Source organism: Shewanella sp. POL2 (assembly GCF_000282755.1).
Taxonomy (GTDB): domain Bacteria; phylum Pseudomonadota; class Gammaproteobacteria; order Enterobacterales; family Shewanellaceae; genus Shewanella; species Shewanella xiamenensis.
The window spans coordinates 50957-65360 of sequence record NZ_AKZL01000016.1 but is presented as its reverse complement, the minus strand read 5'-3'; the positions used below and the strand labels follow the sequence as shown (position 1 = coordinate 65360).

Annotated in this window: 14 protein-coding genes; 6 read left to right on the top strand and 8 right to left on the bottom strand. The window is 47.8% G+C overall.

Annotated elements, in window-relative coordinates; all coding sequences use genetic code 11:
• Window positions 1-1086: FAD-dependent oxidoreductase (locus tag SHEWPOL2_RS06290; protein ID WP_037427125.1), on the top strand; the 1086-nt coding region annotated here is incomplete at its 5' end.
• A 122-nt stretch (window positions 1087-1208) separates the two neighbouring features.
• Window positions 1209-1574 (top strand): hypothetical protein, encoded by a 366-nt coding sequence (locus SHEWPOL2_RS06285; RefSeq protein ID WP_037427116.1) that lies wholly within the window; start codon window positions 1209-1211, stop codon window positions 1572-1574.
• Here SHEWPOL2_RS06285 and SHEWPOL2_RS06280 read toward each other — a convergent pair.
• From SHEWPOL2_RS06280 to SHEWPOL2_RS06250, 7 genes are all read right to left on the bottom strand, one after another.
• Window positions 1571-1912: a DUF2956 domain-containing protein gene (locus SHEWPOL2_RS06280; RefSeq protein WP_037427114.1), complete on the bottom strand. Its 342-nt coding sequence runs from the start codon at window positions 1910-1912 to the stop codon at window positions 1571-1573. The genes SHEWPOL2_RS06285 and SHEWPOL2_RS06280 overlap by 4 nt on opposite strands.
• A gap of 86 nt (window positions 1913-1998) precedes the next feature.
• On the bottom strand, window positions 1999-2817 hold the full coding sequence (locus SHEWPOL2_RS06275; RefSeq protein ID WP_050991314.1) for a heme ABC transporter ATP-binding protein: 819 nt from the start codon (window positions 2815-2817) through the stop codon (window positions 1999-2001).
• 11 nt (window positions 2818-2828) lie between these two features.
• Complete coding sequence (locus SHEWPOL2_RS06270) at window positions 2829-3845, bottom strand: iron ABC transporter permease (protein WP_037427112.1); 1017 nt, start codon at window positions 3843-3845, stop codon at window positions 2829-2831.
• A gap of 2 nt (window positions 3846-3847) precedes the next feature.
• Window positions 3848-4801, bottom strand: coding sequence for a hemin ABC transporter substrate-binding protein (locus SHEWPOL2_RS06265; RefSeq protein WP_037427110.1), 954 nt, complete (start codon window positions 4799-4801; stop codon window positions 3848-3850).
• 93 nt (window positions 4802-4894) lie between these two features.
• A complete protein-coding gene (locus tag SHEWPOL2_RS06260) occupies window positions 4895-5332 on the bottom strand; it encodes a biopolymer transporter ExbD (protein WP_037427107.1) in 438 nt (145 codons plus the stop codon).
• Entirely contained in the window at window positions 5329-6072 is a 744-nt protein-coding gene (locus SHEWPOL2_RS06255) for a MotA/TolQ/ExbB proton channel family protein (RefSeq protein ID WP_037427105.1), read from the bottom strand. The genes SHEWPOL2_RS06260 and SHEWPOL2_RS06255 overlap by 4 nt, the downstream gene beginning before the upstream one ends.
• A 95-nt stretch (window positions 6073-6167) precedes the next feature.
• Entirely contained in the window at window positions 6168-7088 is a 921-nt protein-coding gene (locus SHEWPOL2_RS06250; protein ID WP_037427103.1) for an energy transducer TonB, read from the bottom strand.
• A 245-nt stretch (window positions 7089-7333) separates the two neighbouring features.
• On the opposite strand from SHEWPOL2_RS06250, the gene SHEWPOL2_RS06245 reads away from it, so the two are divergent.
• The 4 genes from SHEWPOL2_RS06245 (at window position 7334) to SHEWPOL2_RS06230 (ending at window position 12678) form a co-directional block, all read left to right on the top strand.
• Window positions 7334-9427 carry a TonB-dependent hemoglobin/transferrin/lactoferrin family receptor gene (locus tag SHEWPOL2_RS06245; protein ID WP_037427101.1) on the top strand — a complete coding sequence of 698 codons (2094 nt, stop codon included), beginning with the start codon at window positions 7334-7336 and terminating at the stop codon, window positions 9425-9427.
• A gap of 24 nt (window positions 9428-9451) precedes the next feature.
• Complete coding sequence (gene hutX, locus SHEWPOL2_RS06240) at window positions 9452-10012, top strand: heme utilization cystosolic carrier protein HutX (RefSeq protein WP_037427100.1); 561 nt, start codon at window positions 9452-9454, stop codon at window positions 10010-10012.
• A 33-nt stretch (window positions 10013-10045) separates the two neighbouring features.
• Entirely contained in the window at window positions 10046-10603 is a 558-nt protein-coding gene (gene hutZ, locus SHEWPOL2_RS06235; protein WP_037427099.1) for a heme utilization protein HutZ, read from the top strand.
• Window positions 10604-10890: 287 nt separating this feature from the next.
• Complete coding sequence (locus tag SHEWPOL2_RS06230; RefSeq protein ID WP_086023995.1) at window positions 10891-12678, top strand: ABC transporter ATP-binding protein/permease; 1788 nt, start codon at window positions 10891-10893, stop codon at window positions 12676-12678.
• A 99-nt stretch (window positions 12679-12777) separates the two neighbouring features.
• Here the strand turns inward: SHEWPOL2_RS06230 and SHEWPOL2_RS06225 are convergent, their stop codons facing one another.
• On the bottom strand, window positions 12778-14382 hold the full coding sequence (locus tag SHEWPOL2_RS06225) for a long-chain fatty acid--CoA ligase (RefSeq protein ID WP_037427097.1): 1605 nt from the start codon (window positions 14380-14382) through the stop codon (window positions 12778-12780).
• Between the last annotated feature and the right edge of the window lie 22 nt (window positions 14383-14404).

Here is a 14404-nt window from a genome sequence, read left to right as displayed (position 1 = left end):
CGGGTGGCCGCACGTTATCCTGAGCAATTAGCCAATATTCAAGCCGAATTAGCACAGTGGCGTCGGCAAGGTTTTGGCGAAGCGGATATTCGCTGGCTAGATAAAACCGAACTCGATAAACAAGTCTCCATGGCCTACGGCCAAGCGGCACTTTATACCCCCCATTGTGCGCGAATACACCCAGCGAAACTCGTCTGTGGTTTGGCTGATCTGGTGCAAAGTTTAGGGGTAAAGATCTACGAGCATACCCCAGTAAATCACATGGTGTATCTCGGTGATGCGCAAACCCAATTACAGACGCCACAAGGAAATGTTCGTGCGGCGATTGTGGTGCCCGCCGTTGAAGGCTATCTTCGCCAATTGGGTGAATTGGGTCGATTCACCTTGCCTGTTCAGAGTTTACTGATCGCCACTGAGCCGTTAACGGATGAAATGTGGCAGGACATTGGTTTAGCTAATCGCGCGACCTTTAGTGATGCTAGCCGCATCGTTACCTATGGTCAGCGAAGTCCTGATAACCGTTTGATATTTGGCGCCCGTGGCGGCTACGGATTTGGCGCTAAAGTGCGGACTGAATTTGGATTTAATCCGGAGTGCTTTAATACCCAATCTCCCGCTAGCCATCCTCAATCGGCTTTTAAAGGGGAATTTGGCTTTCGCTATCAGCTATTGTTGGCGTTATTTCCGCAATTGGCGGATGTGCAAATTACTCATGGTTGGGGTGGAACCTTAGCTTTAGCACGGCAGTTTGCGCCCCACGCTATTTACGATAAAAATGTAGGATTGGGGCTTATTGGAGGTTACGGCGGCGAAGGTGTTGGGGCTGCCAATCTTTTTGCCCGTACGCTGGTGGACTTGATCTTAGCGCGTGATACGCCGCTTACCACTATGCCTTGGGCGTTTAATGCCCCCGTTCAGCAAGTATTAACGCCTTGGGAACCTGAACCTTTGCCGTGGCTCGCTTATCATGGCATGAACAAGATTTTTGCATGGGAAGATAGGCTTTACAGCCGTCCAAAGAGTGCGGCTTGGCAAAAAGGTTTAGCCAAGCGGCTTGCGAATCGATTAGAAGGCTTAATGAGTTAATTTACTTATAAACCAGAGGGTTAATCAGTAAACCAGAGGGTTAATCAGTAAACCAGAGAGTTAATCAGGCCATTGCTGAGTCATTTTTATTCATACACGATAAGTACTTTGATGATCCGAATATGTTAACCGAACAGTTTTTCCTACAGGGCCGCGTTAAGCTTGAGACGATTCCCCACGAAATGCGTATGTCCCATTGGGTGTACGCGCCCAGATTAACCGATATGAAAAGCGGGCAAGTGTTGCTCGATCTTATCGGCCAATGCTGGGATTGTCAGTCTGCTATTGAGCGGGATAACGCGCTTTGCCTAACTCTCGATGGCTACCCCGATAGAGCCAACTGGCTTGAGTTGGCCTTTTTGCCCGATACGGGGCGAGTCCAGCTAAGGGCTGGCAATATCGACACTAAGGCGCTAATTGCACAAGAGTTTCTACCACAGGAGCTAACTGGCTACTTTGATACGATACGTGCGAATCTCCCCCCTTAAAGGAAGATATATGCCCCAAAACCCAGCCAACTGAGGACTAACAGGGCGATGGCAGCCCAAGCAATAGGAGTAAATTGAGTCTGTGGCAGCGAAAAATCTTCGCCATCATCCATCTCGCCAGCCGCGCTTGCTTGTTGGTTTTTTGCCCTTAACTGTTGCTTTCTCTGTTTATCCCGCTCGCGAGCTTTGGCTTTTTGCAGTTTTTTATATTCGGCAATGCCCTTTTCAATCCCCTGGGCAATCAGTTTAGTTTGTTCTTTGGTTTGTCCTGGTTTTTGAGTAGCCTTCGCCATGGCTAAGGCATCTTGCTGGGTTTCGGTTGAGATAGTGGTTTTCATCTGTTCACACTGTGACTTTAGGTGTCTATTGCAGCGATTATACCCACAACTGCGCCGCTAAAGGCGCTAGTGAAGTCAATTTTGCATCAAAAAATCAATGGATAACCGCCCTGTGGTGCAGGAATAAACTCAGGTTCGTAATCCCATACTTGGCGAATTATATCAATCGATAATGCGTCGTTAGGTGTACCTTCACTGACGATTTCACCCTGTTTGAGGACGATAACTCTGTCGCTGTAACGGGCAGCCTGATTTAGGTCGTGCAATACCACAATCACAGTGTAGGCGTGCTTGTGGGCGAGATTTTTTGCTAGCGCTAATACTTTGTGTTGCTGCGCCAGATCCAGTGCTGAGGTTGGCTCATCTAACAGTAAAATCGGCGGGAAGGGGGATTGGCTTAACTGCGTTAACACCCTCGCCAGTTGCACCCTTTGTTTTTCTCCCCCAGAAAGCGTGGGGTAACTGCGTCGGGCTAAATGCAATACACCCACTTCGGCAAGCCATTTTGTGACTAACTGCTGGCCTTCTTTTTGACTCAAGGTTAAGGGATAAAGCCCCATTGCCACCACTTCATCCACGGTAAAGGGGAAGGTTAAGCTGGCATGTTGAGGCAGAACGGCGAGGGATTTTGCCAGTTCAGCCCTTGGCCAATCCACCAGTTGGCAGTGGCCAAGCTTGATGCTGCCTTGCGCAGTGGGGATCTCTTGGCACAGTGCCTTTAACAGTGTAGATTTGCCTGCCCCATTAGGCCCTAAAAGTGCGGTGACACTGCCCGGTTGAAATTGCACGCGAATGTTGTTCAACACCGCCTTATCGCCGATAGCGTAGCTGAGCCTATCCACGGTTAATTGGGTACGTTCAAAATGTTGTTTAGCGACGGGCGCAGCCGATAAGCTCATAGCCATGAAGTTCTCGTTTAGATTAATTTGCTGCGTTGTTGCAGGAGTAAAAAGATAAAGAAAGGTGCACCGATAAGTGCTGTGACTAAGCCGACGGGTAATTCTGCGGGGGGTAAAAATGCCCGCGCACCTATGTCAGCTAAGGCTAAAAGCGCAGCGCCCAAGAGGGCGCTCATGGGTAAAAGTCGTTTATGATCTGGCCCCAAAATCATCCGCACTAAATGGGGAACCACTAGACCAATAAAACCGATAATCCCTGTTGCGGCCACACTCACGCCTACGCCTAATGCACAGAGTAGGATGAGTCTTAACTTAAGACGGTCGACATCAATCCCTAAATGTCTGGCTTCAGCTTCACCCAGTAGCAGGGCATTAAGTGCCATGGCATCACGCTGAAAACGCCAACTCAGCAGCACTAATACCAGTAAACACAGGCCGACATATTGCCATTGAGCTCCCGCAATACTGCCCATTTGCCAAAGGGTTAAGTCACGTAATGCCATATCATTAGCGAGATAAGTCAGTACGCCTATGCCCGCTCCTGCTAGCGCTGCAATTGCCACGCCGGAAAGCAGCAATAACACCACAGATGTGCCTAAACCGTTACTCGCCAGACGATAAACGATCAGGGTTGTGGCTAACCCACAGAGAAAGGCGCCAAGGGAAATCATAAAAGATCCCACGTCGGGAAATAACACGATACAGATGGCCGCACCTAATGCAGCTCCCGATGACACCCCGATAATACCTGGGTCTGCCAGTGGATTACGGAATAATCCCTGCATCACAGCGCCACATTGAGCAAGAATTGCGCCTACCGTAAGGGCTAACAAGGTCCTGGGTAGACGCACGTTACTTACCACCAGTTGCTCATGGGGTGCAAGATTGCCAATGCTTTGCTGGGTTGCCCAATTAAATACCGCACTGAGGGAGTCCATAAGACTAATGCTTACAGGACCTACACTCACCGAGAGTATACTGCTCAGGATGAGGAGCATCATCATTGTGGGCCAAAGCCAGCGATACTGTAACATGGTTATTTTCCCGCCGTTTTACCTTGAGTGAGTAGGGTATCTGCAAGCGTTTCGGCAGCACCAATGGCGCTAATACCTAAACCTCCCAGTAAAGCTTGCGGGGCAAGGGTTTGGATATGGCCATTTTGGCCTGCGGGAGTATGCGCTAGCAGCGGCATCTCCTTTAATAGAGCCTGGGTTGTTTGAGTGTTGGTTTGCGAGTCAGTTTTTTCGCTGCGGTTAGACAGTAAAATCACATCCGGTTGTAAGGCGAGAATGCCCTCTTGGGACAATGTCTTGTAACCTTCAAAGTCTGCAATATTCTTTGCGCCCGATAGCGCAATAATGGTATCGGCAGCGGTACCTTTGCCACCGACTCTGGCTCCTCGTCCTTCCTGTAATAACATAAAGAGGATTTTTGGCTGAGCATTATGTTGGCTGAGTTTTTGTTTTTGCTTATTTAATTTATCTAGCCTTTGATGCAACTCCTGCTTTAGCGGGGCCGCTTTGTCTGTTCGATTAAGCGATTGTGCCAGCGTATCGATATTGCTCATTAATTGTTGCTCATCGGCGCTTGAGGGTAATTGCACTACCTTGATATTGGCTTGTTTTAGTACGTTAAGGGTGGTTTCTGGGCCCATTACATCGGACCCTACAACTAGTGTAGGGCTGAGTGCCATAATGCCTTCAGCTGAAAGCATGCGGTGGTATCCCAGTTTGGCGACTGAGCTTAATTGTTCAGGCACATAGCTGGTGGCATCGACAGCCACTAACTCATCGGCCGCATCTAACGCCAGCACTAACTCGGTGACACCCGCACCTGCGCTCACCAACTTTATATCCTGAGTTGTACTCCAAGCATTAAATGAAAAGAGTGCTGTGACTGCGGGGAGTAGACACAACCATTTATTGAATGCATTGCTATCGGTCGGTTGACTGAGTTTATTAAATCTATAACGCACAGCTTGAAACAACATGGGTAAACTCCTGATCCATCTAAAAGCAAGGTCGAGGTGTTATCAACCTTGCAGGGTAAACGGGTTAAAACACGATTGAGTTAAGGTTTAGGGTTAATGTTCCATCAAAATTTGGGTTTGATTAATGGCGTTGCCCTGCAAAAGTGCCAGTAGCTGCATTAGCGGTTCAACTGGCGCGGCTTTATCGGCAGCAATAATGACGGTGGCCTGTGGTTGAGCCGTTAACTGCGCTTCAAAGGCTGTACTAAATGCGGTTAAATCAGCAAATTTTTCGCCATTAATCGCCCAGTAGGGTGAAGTCGCCATAATATTGATGGCTATCGATTGCTTATGCTCGAGTGCAGTAATGGCGTTGCTTGGGCTTTGAGGTACATCAACGGGTAAGCTCAGCAAACGGCTATTTGCGGTGAGTAACAGAAACACTAAAACAATAAAAATAATATCAATCAATGCCGTAAGATCGACGCTGGGCAGTGGCTCTAAGGTACTGATCCCTGCTTGGGGTAACGACGTGTGGTGAGTGCTTATCATGGCTGAGACTCAATAGATGCGGCGTGTGGAGTATTAGGTGTTTGATTAGCCTGATTTCCTAGAGCGAATGCCTGATATAAGTCCTGCTCAAGTGGTAGCTTGTCTACACCGGATAACCATAAGTTAATTTGATTCAGCACATGGCTCGCTTTTAAGCATTGGCTATGCGCCCAGATCCCGAATAAATGGGCGGCGGTAATGGTCGGCACCGCAATGATAAGACCTGCAGCGGTAGTATTCATCGCCAGACCAAGCCCCGCACTGAGTTGCGCAGGAGTGACTGGCCCTTGGGACTGGCCAAGTTGGGCAAACATGTCAATTAATCCAAGTACCGTACCGAGTAACCCCAGTAGCGGACTAATAATCCCTATCACTTGCAAAATCTTAAGGCCCGCTTGCAGCTCCCTTTGTTGTTTATTCAGCCATAGACTGAGTAATTCTTCCCTGAGTGGTTTGGGTTGATGTGCTTGCGCTAACAGCAGTGTTGCGCCACGGGCCAGTAAATCCTGCTGATGGCTGGTTTTAGAGAGTAAAGCTTGAATGTTTTCGCTTGTCGGTTGGGCATCAGAGTGGCGTAGCTCTTTAACCCAAGCTTGTTTTTTTGGGGAGATTGACGCTACGGATTGTTGTAAAAACAGTGCGCTACGCTCAAGGCAAATCATCAAGGCAAGGAATGCACATATCAGCAAAGGCCAGGTGAGTGAACCGAGCTGGCCATGTAGGGTAGAAAAGTCAGTCATAAGCGGTGAGTCTCTATAGTTAGATCTGTTATCAAACATTCAGCCAAATTCGTTGCAATAGGATTAGCGTGGTTAAGCATTGCATCGCCACAGGATCAATTTAAGGCGAAGCGAATCGGTACCCTCACCTTGTAATGGCTCGCCAGTTTTGGGCTTGGCGCCTCAAACTGCCAAGTCTCTACCGCCTCTAGTGCCGCTTGGTCCAGCAGGCTTACACCAGAGCTTTTGACTAACGTGAGGGCGAGTTGTTGTCCAAATTCGTTAAACATCACTTCAATTGTTGCGGTTCCTTCCAAGCCTTTTTTTCGCGCCATGCGCGGATATGTTGGTTGGGGAGGTTGACTGGCAAAAGTGGGGGTTGCCAGCTCGATAACCTCGGGAGTGGCTTTGGTGTTCTTGCTGGCACTTGTGGGCGTCACATCGCTGTTGTTAATAGCTGCATTATCTTGAGTCTTGATTTCTGCCATTTGCGATATCTCTCGCTCAGAAGATTTTGCTATTTCTTCTGTTTCTTGTTGATGCAGTGTATTTGCAGTCATTAGCTGCATAGCCGTTGTCGCATCTACCTTAGAGGATGTGTTCGGCGTTGGCTTGTTTTGTACAGCGGATTTAACAGTTTGCGGCTTAGCTGTGGTCGGTACGTGGGCTTGCTTTGCCATTTCAGTTGTCGCCGTATCAGTTCGTTTTGGCGCCGATTGGGGCTTACTGGCATTAGACAAACGGGCATTAGCTACCTTGGCATTAGACGAGCTTGCATTACGCCCATTTTGAGAGATCGTATCCACGGGATCTGCATTCGCTGGCGTACTTTTTAGCTCAGATATGACCGCTGATTTTTCCACTGAATGATGTGCTGCAAAGCTTAAGGTAACCGCTTTGTTTACCTCATTGAATGCGTGCATTTGAGCAGATTCGTTAAGATCCTTCGGTAATGAAATCGAAGGCTGCGATGCAATCACACCCGTTTGAATCGCAACAGTTAATGCGCCAAAAGCTAAATATCGTTTTGGTGTCACGGCAAACCTTCCCATTCCAAAAGTATTCACTCATCAATCATTGCTAATTAAGATACATAAATATAAATAAGATCGCAAATGATAATGATTTTCATTTGATCAATTTTATATTCTCAGTTAGAGTGCCTGCAATTGCTAAAGTGAATGCTCAAAAAACTAGCAAAACGCCAAGGTAGGCGAATGACTTTTACGGGTCTTTTTAGATACTAATTGATTAATAAAATTAATAATTTGAGGAAGATAATATGAACAAAAAGCCGTTAGTGATCGCCGTTGCGATGGCACTAAGTAGTACGGCGCTAAGTTTTGCGTTAGCGGCTGAAGAAGGCGTCAAACCCACTGCGGTGCAGAAGAGTGCTGAACAGGGGGTGGTTGAAACTGAGTTTGATGAAGTGTTAGTGAGTGCGACGCGCTTGAGTGAGAAAGTGTCTGAAACCAGTCGAAGTGTGGCTGTTGTCGCAGAAGAGCAGCTTAACGTTTCACAGGCTTCATCGGTTGCCGAAGTATTAAAAAACGAAGCGAATATTAACTTAACAAATGGCCCAAGAGCGACCTCTCAGGGCGTCGAGATTCGTGGTTTAAGCGGTGATCGTGTTTTACAAACGATCGATGGTGCAAGGCAAAATACCAGTTCGGGCCATCGCGGTTCCTATTTTATGGACCCTGAACTACTTAAATCTATCGAGGTGATCCGAGGCCCTGCCAGTAGTTTGTGGGGCAGTGGTGCCCTCGGCGGTGTTGTTGCACAAAATACTAAGTCTGCTCAGGATTTTTTAGCGCCAAATGAAACCTTTGGTGGTTATGTCAAGCAAGGCTATGACACCAATGGCGACCGCACTAAAACCAGCGGTGCAGTCTATGGCCAGCAAGCGACAGTCGATTGGTTGCTCAATGGTAGTTATTTTGATTCCAATAATATTAATACCGGCAATGATGAAACCTTAGTCAACAGCGCTTCTTCAGGAAGTAGTGGATTGGCTAAATTCGGCTGGCAGGCTGATGAAGCCTCGCGCTTAGCGTTATCGGCAAGAGTTAACAAGATTAATGAATTGGTGCCAAGTAACCCTTCTGCTGCGGTGAGTAGTTCGGTGCCTTTAGTGCGCCGCAAAACGGACGATCAAAATATCACCCTCAATTACAGCTTAGCGCCAGCCAATAATCCTTATTTGGATACTCATGTGCAGGTTTATTGGAATAGCACAGATTACGACGAAGACCGTGTCACTAAAGGCCAATTAGATAGTACTGAATACCGCACCGTTGGCATTAATTTGAACAATAGTTCTCAACTCGGTAACACTAAGTTGACCTACGGTGTTGATGGCTATCGCGATACCCTTAAAACCGTTAGAGACGATAAGGGACAGGTTGGGCAGCGTCCTGAGGATATTGATGGCGAAACAACGGTATGGGGAGCTTTTACTCGGGCGGATGTGCAACTGACACAAACGGTAAACCTCGATGCTGCTTTGCGTTATGACAGTTTTAAAAACCAGAGTCATAACCTTAATGCATCTGCTGATGATACTGAGCTATCTCCTTCACTTGGATTAAGTTGGCAAACGCAGCCATGGCTGACCTTAAGTGCGCGCTATGATCAGGCCTTCCGAGCGCCGACGGTGGAGGAAATGTTCTCTAGCGGTACCCATTACTGCATTCCGCCAATACCGGGTTTTTTACCCCAAGGGTTATGTAACACCTTTGCGACAAATCCTAGCCTAAAGTCAGAAGTGGCCCGTAATAAAGAGCTTAAAGCTGACCTTCGCTTCAATGACTTAGCTGGTGATGATGAGTTAGCCATTACCTTAAACATCTTCCGTAATGATGTGGACGATTTTATTGTTCAGCAAGTCTCTAATCCATATCGGGGGATACCAGGACTTGAGCAAACAACCTCGTGGAACAACGTGGAAGACGCTCAATTAACGGGCTTTGAGCTCAGTGGTCGTTATCGTATTGGACAAACGCGTTTAGCGATGAATTATGGTCAAACCCGCGGAGAAGACCGTAACACTGGCGATTATATCGAAGGGATGCCAGCCAATAAGTTTAATGTCGACTTGTCCCAAGGGATTATGGAAGGCGATATGAAGCTAGGCACGCGAGTGACCTATGTTGCCAGCCAAGCGAATACACCCAAAGGTTACAGTGTTGCAAAATATGATGAATACACCCTTTGGGATGTGTATCTAGCATGGGAGCCCGCGATGGGCGTAATGTCGGGCCTGAGAGTTGATTTTGCCATTGAAAACATTGGTGATGAGAAGTATCTGCAGGCATGGCAAACCTTGTATCAGCCCGGCCGTAATATGAAGCTGTCTGCACGCTACATGTTCTAAACCTTGGGATAGAGGATCTAGGAAATGACCCAAACAGTCGACATTGAAAACACGGATAACGTGCTGAGTCGCCGAGATTCAAATGCTGAAACCCAGCAAATGTTGCGGCAACGATTTGAAACTCAACCAGATTTAATGCCTGTACAGTTGGCGAGTGAAATAGGGATTGCCGAGCTTGAGGTGGTTACCGCCTTACCTCAAGCGCAGCGAGTGTTTTTACCTTTGGCCCATATGGACGAGTTACTACAAAGCTTACCCGAGTGGGGTTCGTTAACTACCATAGTGATGCTTTCGGGCAGTGTATTTGAATTTAAAGGCGATTTTCCCCAAGGAAAATTTGCCCATGGCTACTACAACCTCTACAGCAAAGGGGATGGCTTACATGGCCATCTTAAATTGGATGGCATGCGGGCGATAGCCTTGATCAGCAGACCTTTTAGGGGCAGCGAGAGCCATTCCATTAACTTTTTTGGACCTCAGGGTGAAGTGGTATTTAAAGTTTATTTAGGACGTGACAAGCAAAGAGTGCTTTTTCCTGAGCAAGTGCGCCGTTTTAAAGCGCTGGCCGCTACCTTTGCTGATTAACATTGATGAACGTAATTTATTGAGGAAACCAATATGAAGCCTGACATTTCCGAGCAAGAACAGCGTTTAAGGGACAAACTGTTACCTGAAATAGAGGTCTTTAAACAGCAACGTAAAACCTTACAACTCGCCACCGTCGATACCGATGGTCAACCTAATGCCAGTTACGCGCCATTTGCCTTAGCAGACGATGGTTTTTATATCTTGGTGAGTGACTTAGCGCGCCACGGCCATAATCTTAAACAGTCTACTAAAGTGTCTGTGATGCTGGTGGAGGATGAAGTCGAAGCCAAATCTGTATTCGCCCGCAAACGATTAACCTTTGATGCCATGGCTCAAGCGGTTGCACGTGATACGCCCTCGTTTAGCAAAGGAGTCAGCCTGTTATCTAAACGTTTTGGCGACATGTCGGATAATTTGGCAGCGCTGACGGACTTTAACCTGTACAAGTTAGCGCCCCATCAAGGATTGTATGTCAAAGGCTTTGGCCAAGCCTTTACTCTTACAGGCAGTGAATTACTCGATGTGAACTGGAAGCGTGATGGTCACCATGGCACCCCAAAAACGCCTGAAGATATGCAGGTAGCTTAGATATCTGTGTTTTACACTTCTGTACTTTGATCTTGCCCTACTCAAGGCGCAATCATAAACCCGCTATCAATGCGGGTTTATTTTTGGCTTTTATATTCTTAGCCTTGAATTTTTGCTTTGCTAGCATCACTTTGGTTATCGTGTGCGCTTTCTTGTGTGCTCAGTTCATTGTCATTTGTGCTAAGTTGAATGACAAATAAAGCCGAAGGATAACAAGAGTGAACAAACCGCTCATAGAGCCCACCGATTCGAGCATTCCACCTCTTCGACCATTATTGGAGTCCATTGTGTCTCAACAATCTTCACACACCTCGGTTCGCCAACGGGCGGTATTGCCCTGGCTTTGGCAATTTCTTAAGCCCTATCGCCTGCGGGTGGTAGCGGCGATTGTATTTCTGTTGATTGGTTCCTTGGCCTGGCTATCCCTCGGGCAGGGCGTGCGGTTGATGGTGGACGAAGGCTTTATTAAGGATAACGCCCAGCGTCTCAATGAAATTATTCTGTTGGTGCTGCTGATCACCGCCGTGAGTGGCACCGCGGTGTTTTGCCGTTTTTATCAGATGACTTGGCTCGGCGAGCGGGTCAGTGCCGATATAAGGCTTGCGGTTTATAATCAATTACTTAAATTATCTCCGGCATTTTATGCCAAGGTGCGCACTGGTGAGGTGATTTCGCGTTTTACCGCCGATTCAACCTTACTGCAAACCGTTGTCGGCTCGAGTCTTTCTATCGCACTGCGCTCCGGCGTGACGGTTATTGGTGGGCTGGCGATGATGGGGATCACCAGCGTGAAGATGACACTACTGGTGTTACTGGCCGTGCCTTTGGTGTTGGGGCCTGTCGGTTTCTTTGGCAGAAAGGTGCGCACCTTAGCGCGCGAGAGCCAAGATAGGGTGGCGGATCTCGGTGCCTATGTGGATGAAACCTTGCATGAGATCCACACAGTGCAGGCCTATGGCCATGAGGATAAGGACCGCATTTTATTTAACGGCCGTGTCGAAGATGTGATGACCGCCGCCAGCGGCCGCATTCGTTACCGCGCGCTGCTGATTTCTTCAGTGATGTTCCTCAGTATTGCTGCCATTGCGCTAGTGACTTGGGTCGGCGCCCACGATGTGATGTCAGGTAAGATGACGGGCGGCGAGCTCTCAGCCTTTATGTTTTATGCGGTCATGGTGGCAGGCGCGGTTGCGACCATTAGTGAAGTGGTCGGGGAAATCCAACGCGCCTCGGGCGCCGCAGAACGCTTAATCGAATTAGCCGAAACTGAGGTCGATATTCCGGCGCCACTGGTGCCTAAAACTCTGCCAGATAAAGTACGCGGCGAGTTGCAACTGCAACAACTTAACTTCCATTATCCCGAGCAAACTCAGTTAGTGCTCAGCGACTTAGACCTTGTAATAAATGCTGGCGAGCGGGTGGCTTTGGTCGGCCCGAGTGGTGCCGGCAAGAGCACGCTATTTCAGTTATTACAGCGGTTTTATGTGCCTTCATCGGGCAGTATCTTATTGGATGGGATTGATATTGCTGCGCTTTCACCACAGGATTTGCGGGCGCAGTTTGCGCTGGTGCCGCAGGACTCAGTGATTTTTGCCACCAGTGTGCTGGAAAATGTGCGCTATGGCCGCGTTGATGCCAGCGAGCAGGAAGTGATTGATGCCTGTATTGCGGCCCGTGCCCATGAGTTTATCAGTGAATTTAATGAAGGTTATCAAACCTATTTGGGTGAGCGTGGTGTGCGTTTATCCGGCGGGCAAAAACAACGGATTGCTATTGCGAGGGCCATTTTAGCCGACAGACCCATCCTATTACTCGATGAGGCCACCAGTGCACTCGATGCCTTGAGTGAGCAAAAAGTGAAGCAGGCGCTTGATGAGTTAATGGCGGGTAAAACTACGCTGATCATCGCCCATAGGCTTGCAACCGTAATTAATGCCGATCGAATTATTGTGTTTGATAAGGGGCGAATTGTTGCCAGTGGTAAGCATCAAACTCTAATGCAAACCAATGATCTATATCGCGAGTTTGCCAGTTTGCAGCTGCTAACGGATGAGGTTAACCCATTGAGCGAGTAAGACTTGGATTTAAAAAAGGCTCAAATAAAACCCCAGAGTGCTACCTGGGGTTTTATTTTGGATTTAAGACTGCTCAAATTAACTGATTTTTAGCCAAGTTTAAGGCTGATTTTTAAGCTCTCTGCGCAGAATTTTACCCACAGTACTCTTAGGTAGCTGCGGCATAAATTCAATTAACTTAGGCAGTTTGTAGGCAGTGAGTTGCTCGCGGCAGAAGTTGATGATGGTGGTTTTCATCAGTTCAGGGTCTTGGCTGTCATCTTTAAGCACAACAAAGGCTTTAACTGCTTCTCCAGAGTGTTCATCCTTTACACCAACTACGGCACATTCGATGATATTTGGGTGGCTAGCAAGCACGTTTTCGACTTCATTAGGATAGACGTTAAAGCCGGAGACAATAATCATATCCTTTTTACGATCAACGATTTGATGGAAGCCTTCCTCGTTCAGAATCGCAATATCCCCCGTTTTAAAGAAACCATCAGCCGTCATCACATTGGCCGTTTCTTGGGGATTATTCCAATAACCTAGCATCACCTGTGGGCCACGGGCGGCGAGCTCACCGGCTTCCCCTTGCGCGACTTCATTACCGTTTTCGTCTAACAGTTTGACTTCAGTGCCGAGAACGGGCTTACCGATAGTACCAATCTTTTGATATTCCGGGGCATTGAGCGAGATCACTGGCGAGGTCTCGGATAAGCCATAACCTTCGCTAATGGTATTACCCGTGGTTTGTTGCCACAGATTGGCAGCCGCAGCGGTCAGCGCTGTGCCACCTGAAATAGTGATTTTTAAATGGCTAAAATCTAGCGCCTTAAATTCGGGTTGATGGCACAGGGCGACAAATAAGGTGTTAAGCCCTGCAAAACCGGTAAAGGGGTATTTCGCCAGCGTCTTGATTAAGCCATTAATATCACGGGGATTTGGGATTAATACCGAGCAACCACCACATTCAAAATACAGCACCAAGTTCACCATAAAGGCGTAGATATGGTAAATCGGCAGTGGCGCGACAAAGGTATCTTCCCCTTCGGTGATAACACTGCCGATGCGGGATTTTACCTGCGCCGCATTGGCGAGCATATTGCCGTGGGTCAGCATGGCACCCTTGGAGAGGCCCGTAGTGCCACCGGTATATTGCAGCGCCGCTAAATCGCCTAAGGCGGGCACAAAGCGCGTAAACGGTAGCTCTGCACCTTGTTTTAATACGTGACAGAATTCGACATTTTTAAGCCCCGTTTTGGGCTGAACTTGCGGATCGATAAGATCTAACGGGTGGGTCGAAATCACCAATTCAATTGGTGTGGTTGCAACCACTTTGGCGAGGGTTGGCAACAGATCTGACAATACCACTAAGGCCTTAGCGCCTGAGTCATTAAACTGATGGATAAGCTCACGTTCAGTATAAAGCGGGTTAGTGTTGACGAGAATCAGGCCTGCTCGTAGTGCACCATAGGCGGCGATGACGAATTGGGTAATATTGGGTAATTGAATCGCGATCCGATCGCCAGGTTTTAGGTTAGTGTTATTCTGCAAATAGGCGGCAAAATAGCGTGAATCGCGTTCTATCTCATTGAAGCAACTGCTTTTACCTAAGCAAGCATATGCGGTTTTATCGCCAAAGCGTTGGCTAGTACGTTCGATTAAGTCTATGAGTGAAGAGTATTTGCCAAGTTCGAGTTGTGACTCTTGATCGTATGCCATGCCTAACTACCTCAAATCGGTT

Excerpts from the sequence above, each read along its gene's own strand:
- SHEWPOL2_RS06285 (WP_037427116.1), top strand. The coding sequence starts at position 1,209 with ATGTTAACCGAACAGTTTTTCCTACAGGGCCGCGTTAAGCTTGAGACG.
- SHEWPOL2_RS06280 (WP_037427114.1), bottom strand. The coding sequence starts at position 1,912 with ATGAAAACCACTATCTCAACCGAAACCCAGCAAGATGCCTTAGCCATG.
- SHEWPOL2_RS06275 (WP_050991314.1), bottom strand. The coding sequence starts at position 2,817 with ATGGCTATGAGCTTATCGGCTGCGCCCGTCGCTAAACAACATTTTGAA.
- SHEWPOL2_RS06270 (WP_037427112.1), bottom strand. The coding sequence starts at position 3,845 with ATGTTACAGTATCGCTGGCTTTGGCCCACAATGATGATGCTCCTCATC.
- SHEWPOL2_RS06265 (WP_037427110.1), bottom strand. The coding sequence starts at position 4,801 with ATGTTGTTTCAAGCTGTGCGTTATAGATTTAATAAACTCAGTCAACCG.
- SHEWPOL2_RS06260 (WP_037427107.1), bottom strand. The coding sequence starts at position 5,332 with ATGATAAGCACTCACCACACGTCGTTACCCCAAGCAGGGATCAGTACC.
- SHEWPOL2_RS06255 (WP_037427105.1), bottom strand. The coding sequence starts at position 6,072 with ATGACTGACTTTTCTACCCTACATGGCCAGCTCGGTTCACTCACCTGG.
- SHEWPOL2_RS06245 (WP_037427101.1), top strand. The coding sequence starts at position 7,334 with ATGAACAAAAAGCCGTTAGTGATCGCCGTTGCGATGGCACTAAGTAGT.
- hutX (WP_037427100.1), top strand. The coding sequence starts at position 9,452 with ATGACCCAAACAGTCGACATTGAAAACACGGATAACGTGCTGAGTCGC.
- hutZ (WP_037427099.1), top strand. The coding sequence starts at position 10,046 with ATGAAGCCTGACATTTCCGAGCAAGAACAGCGTTTAAGGGACAAACTG.
- SHEWPOL2_RS06225 (WP_037427097.1), bottom strand. The coding sequence starts at position 14,382 with ATGGCATACGATCAAGAGTCACAACTCGAACTTGGCAAATACTCTTCA.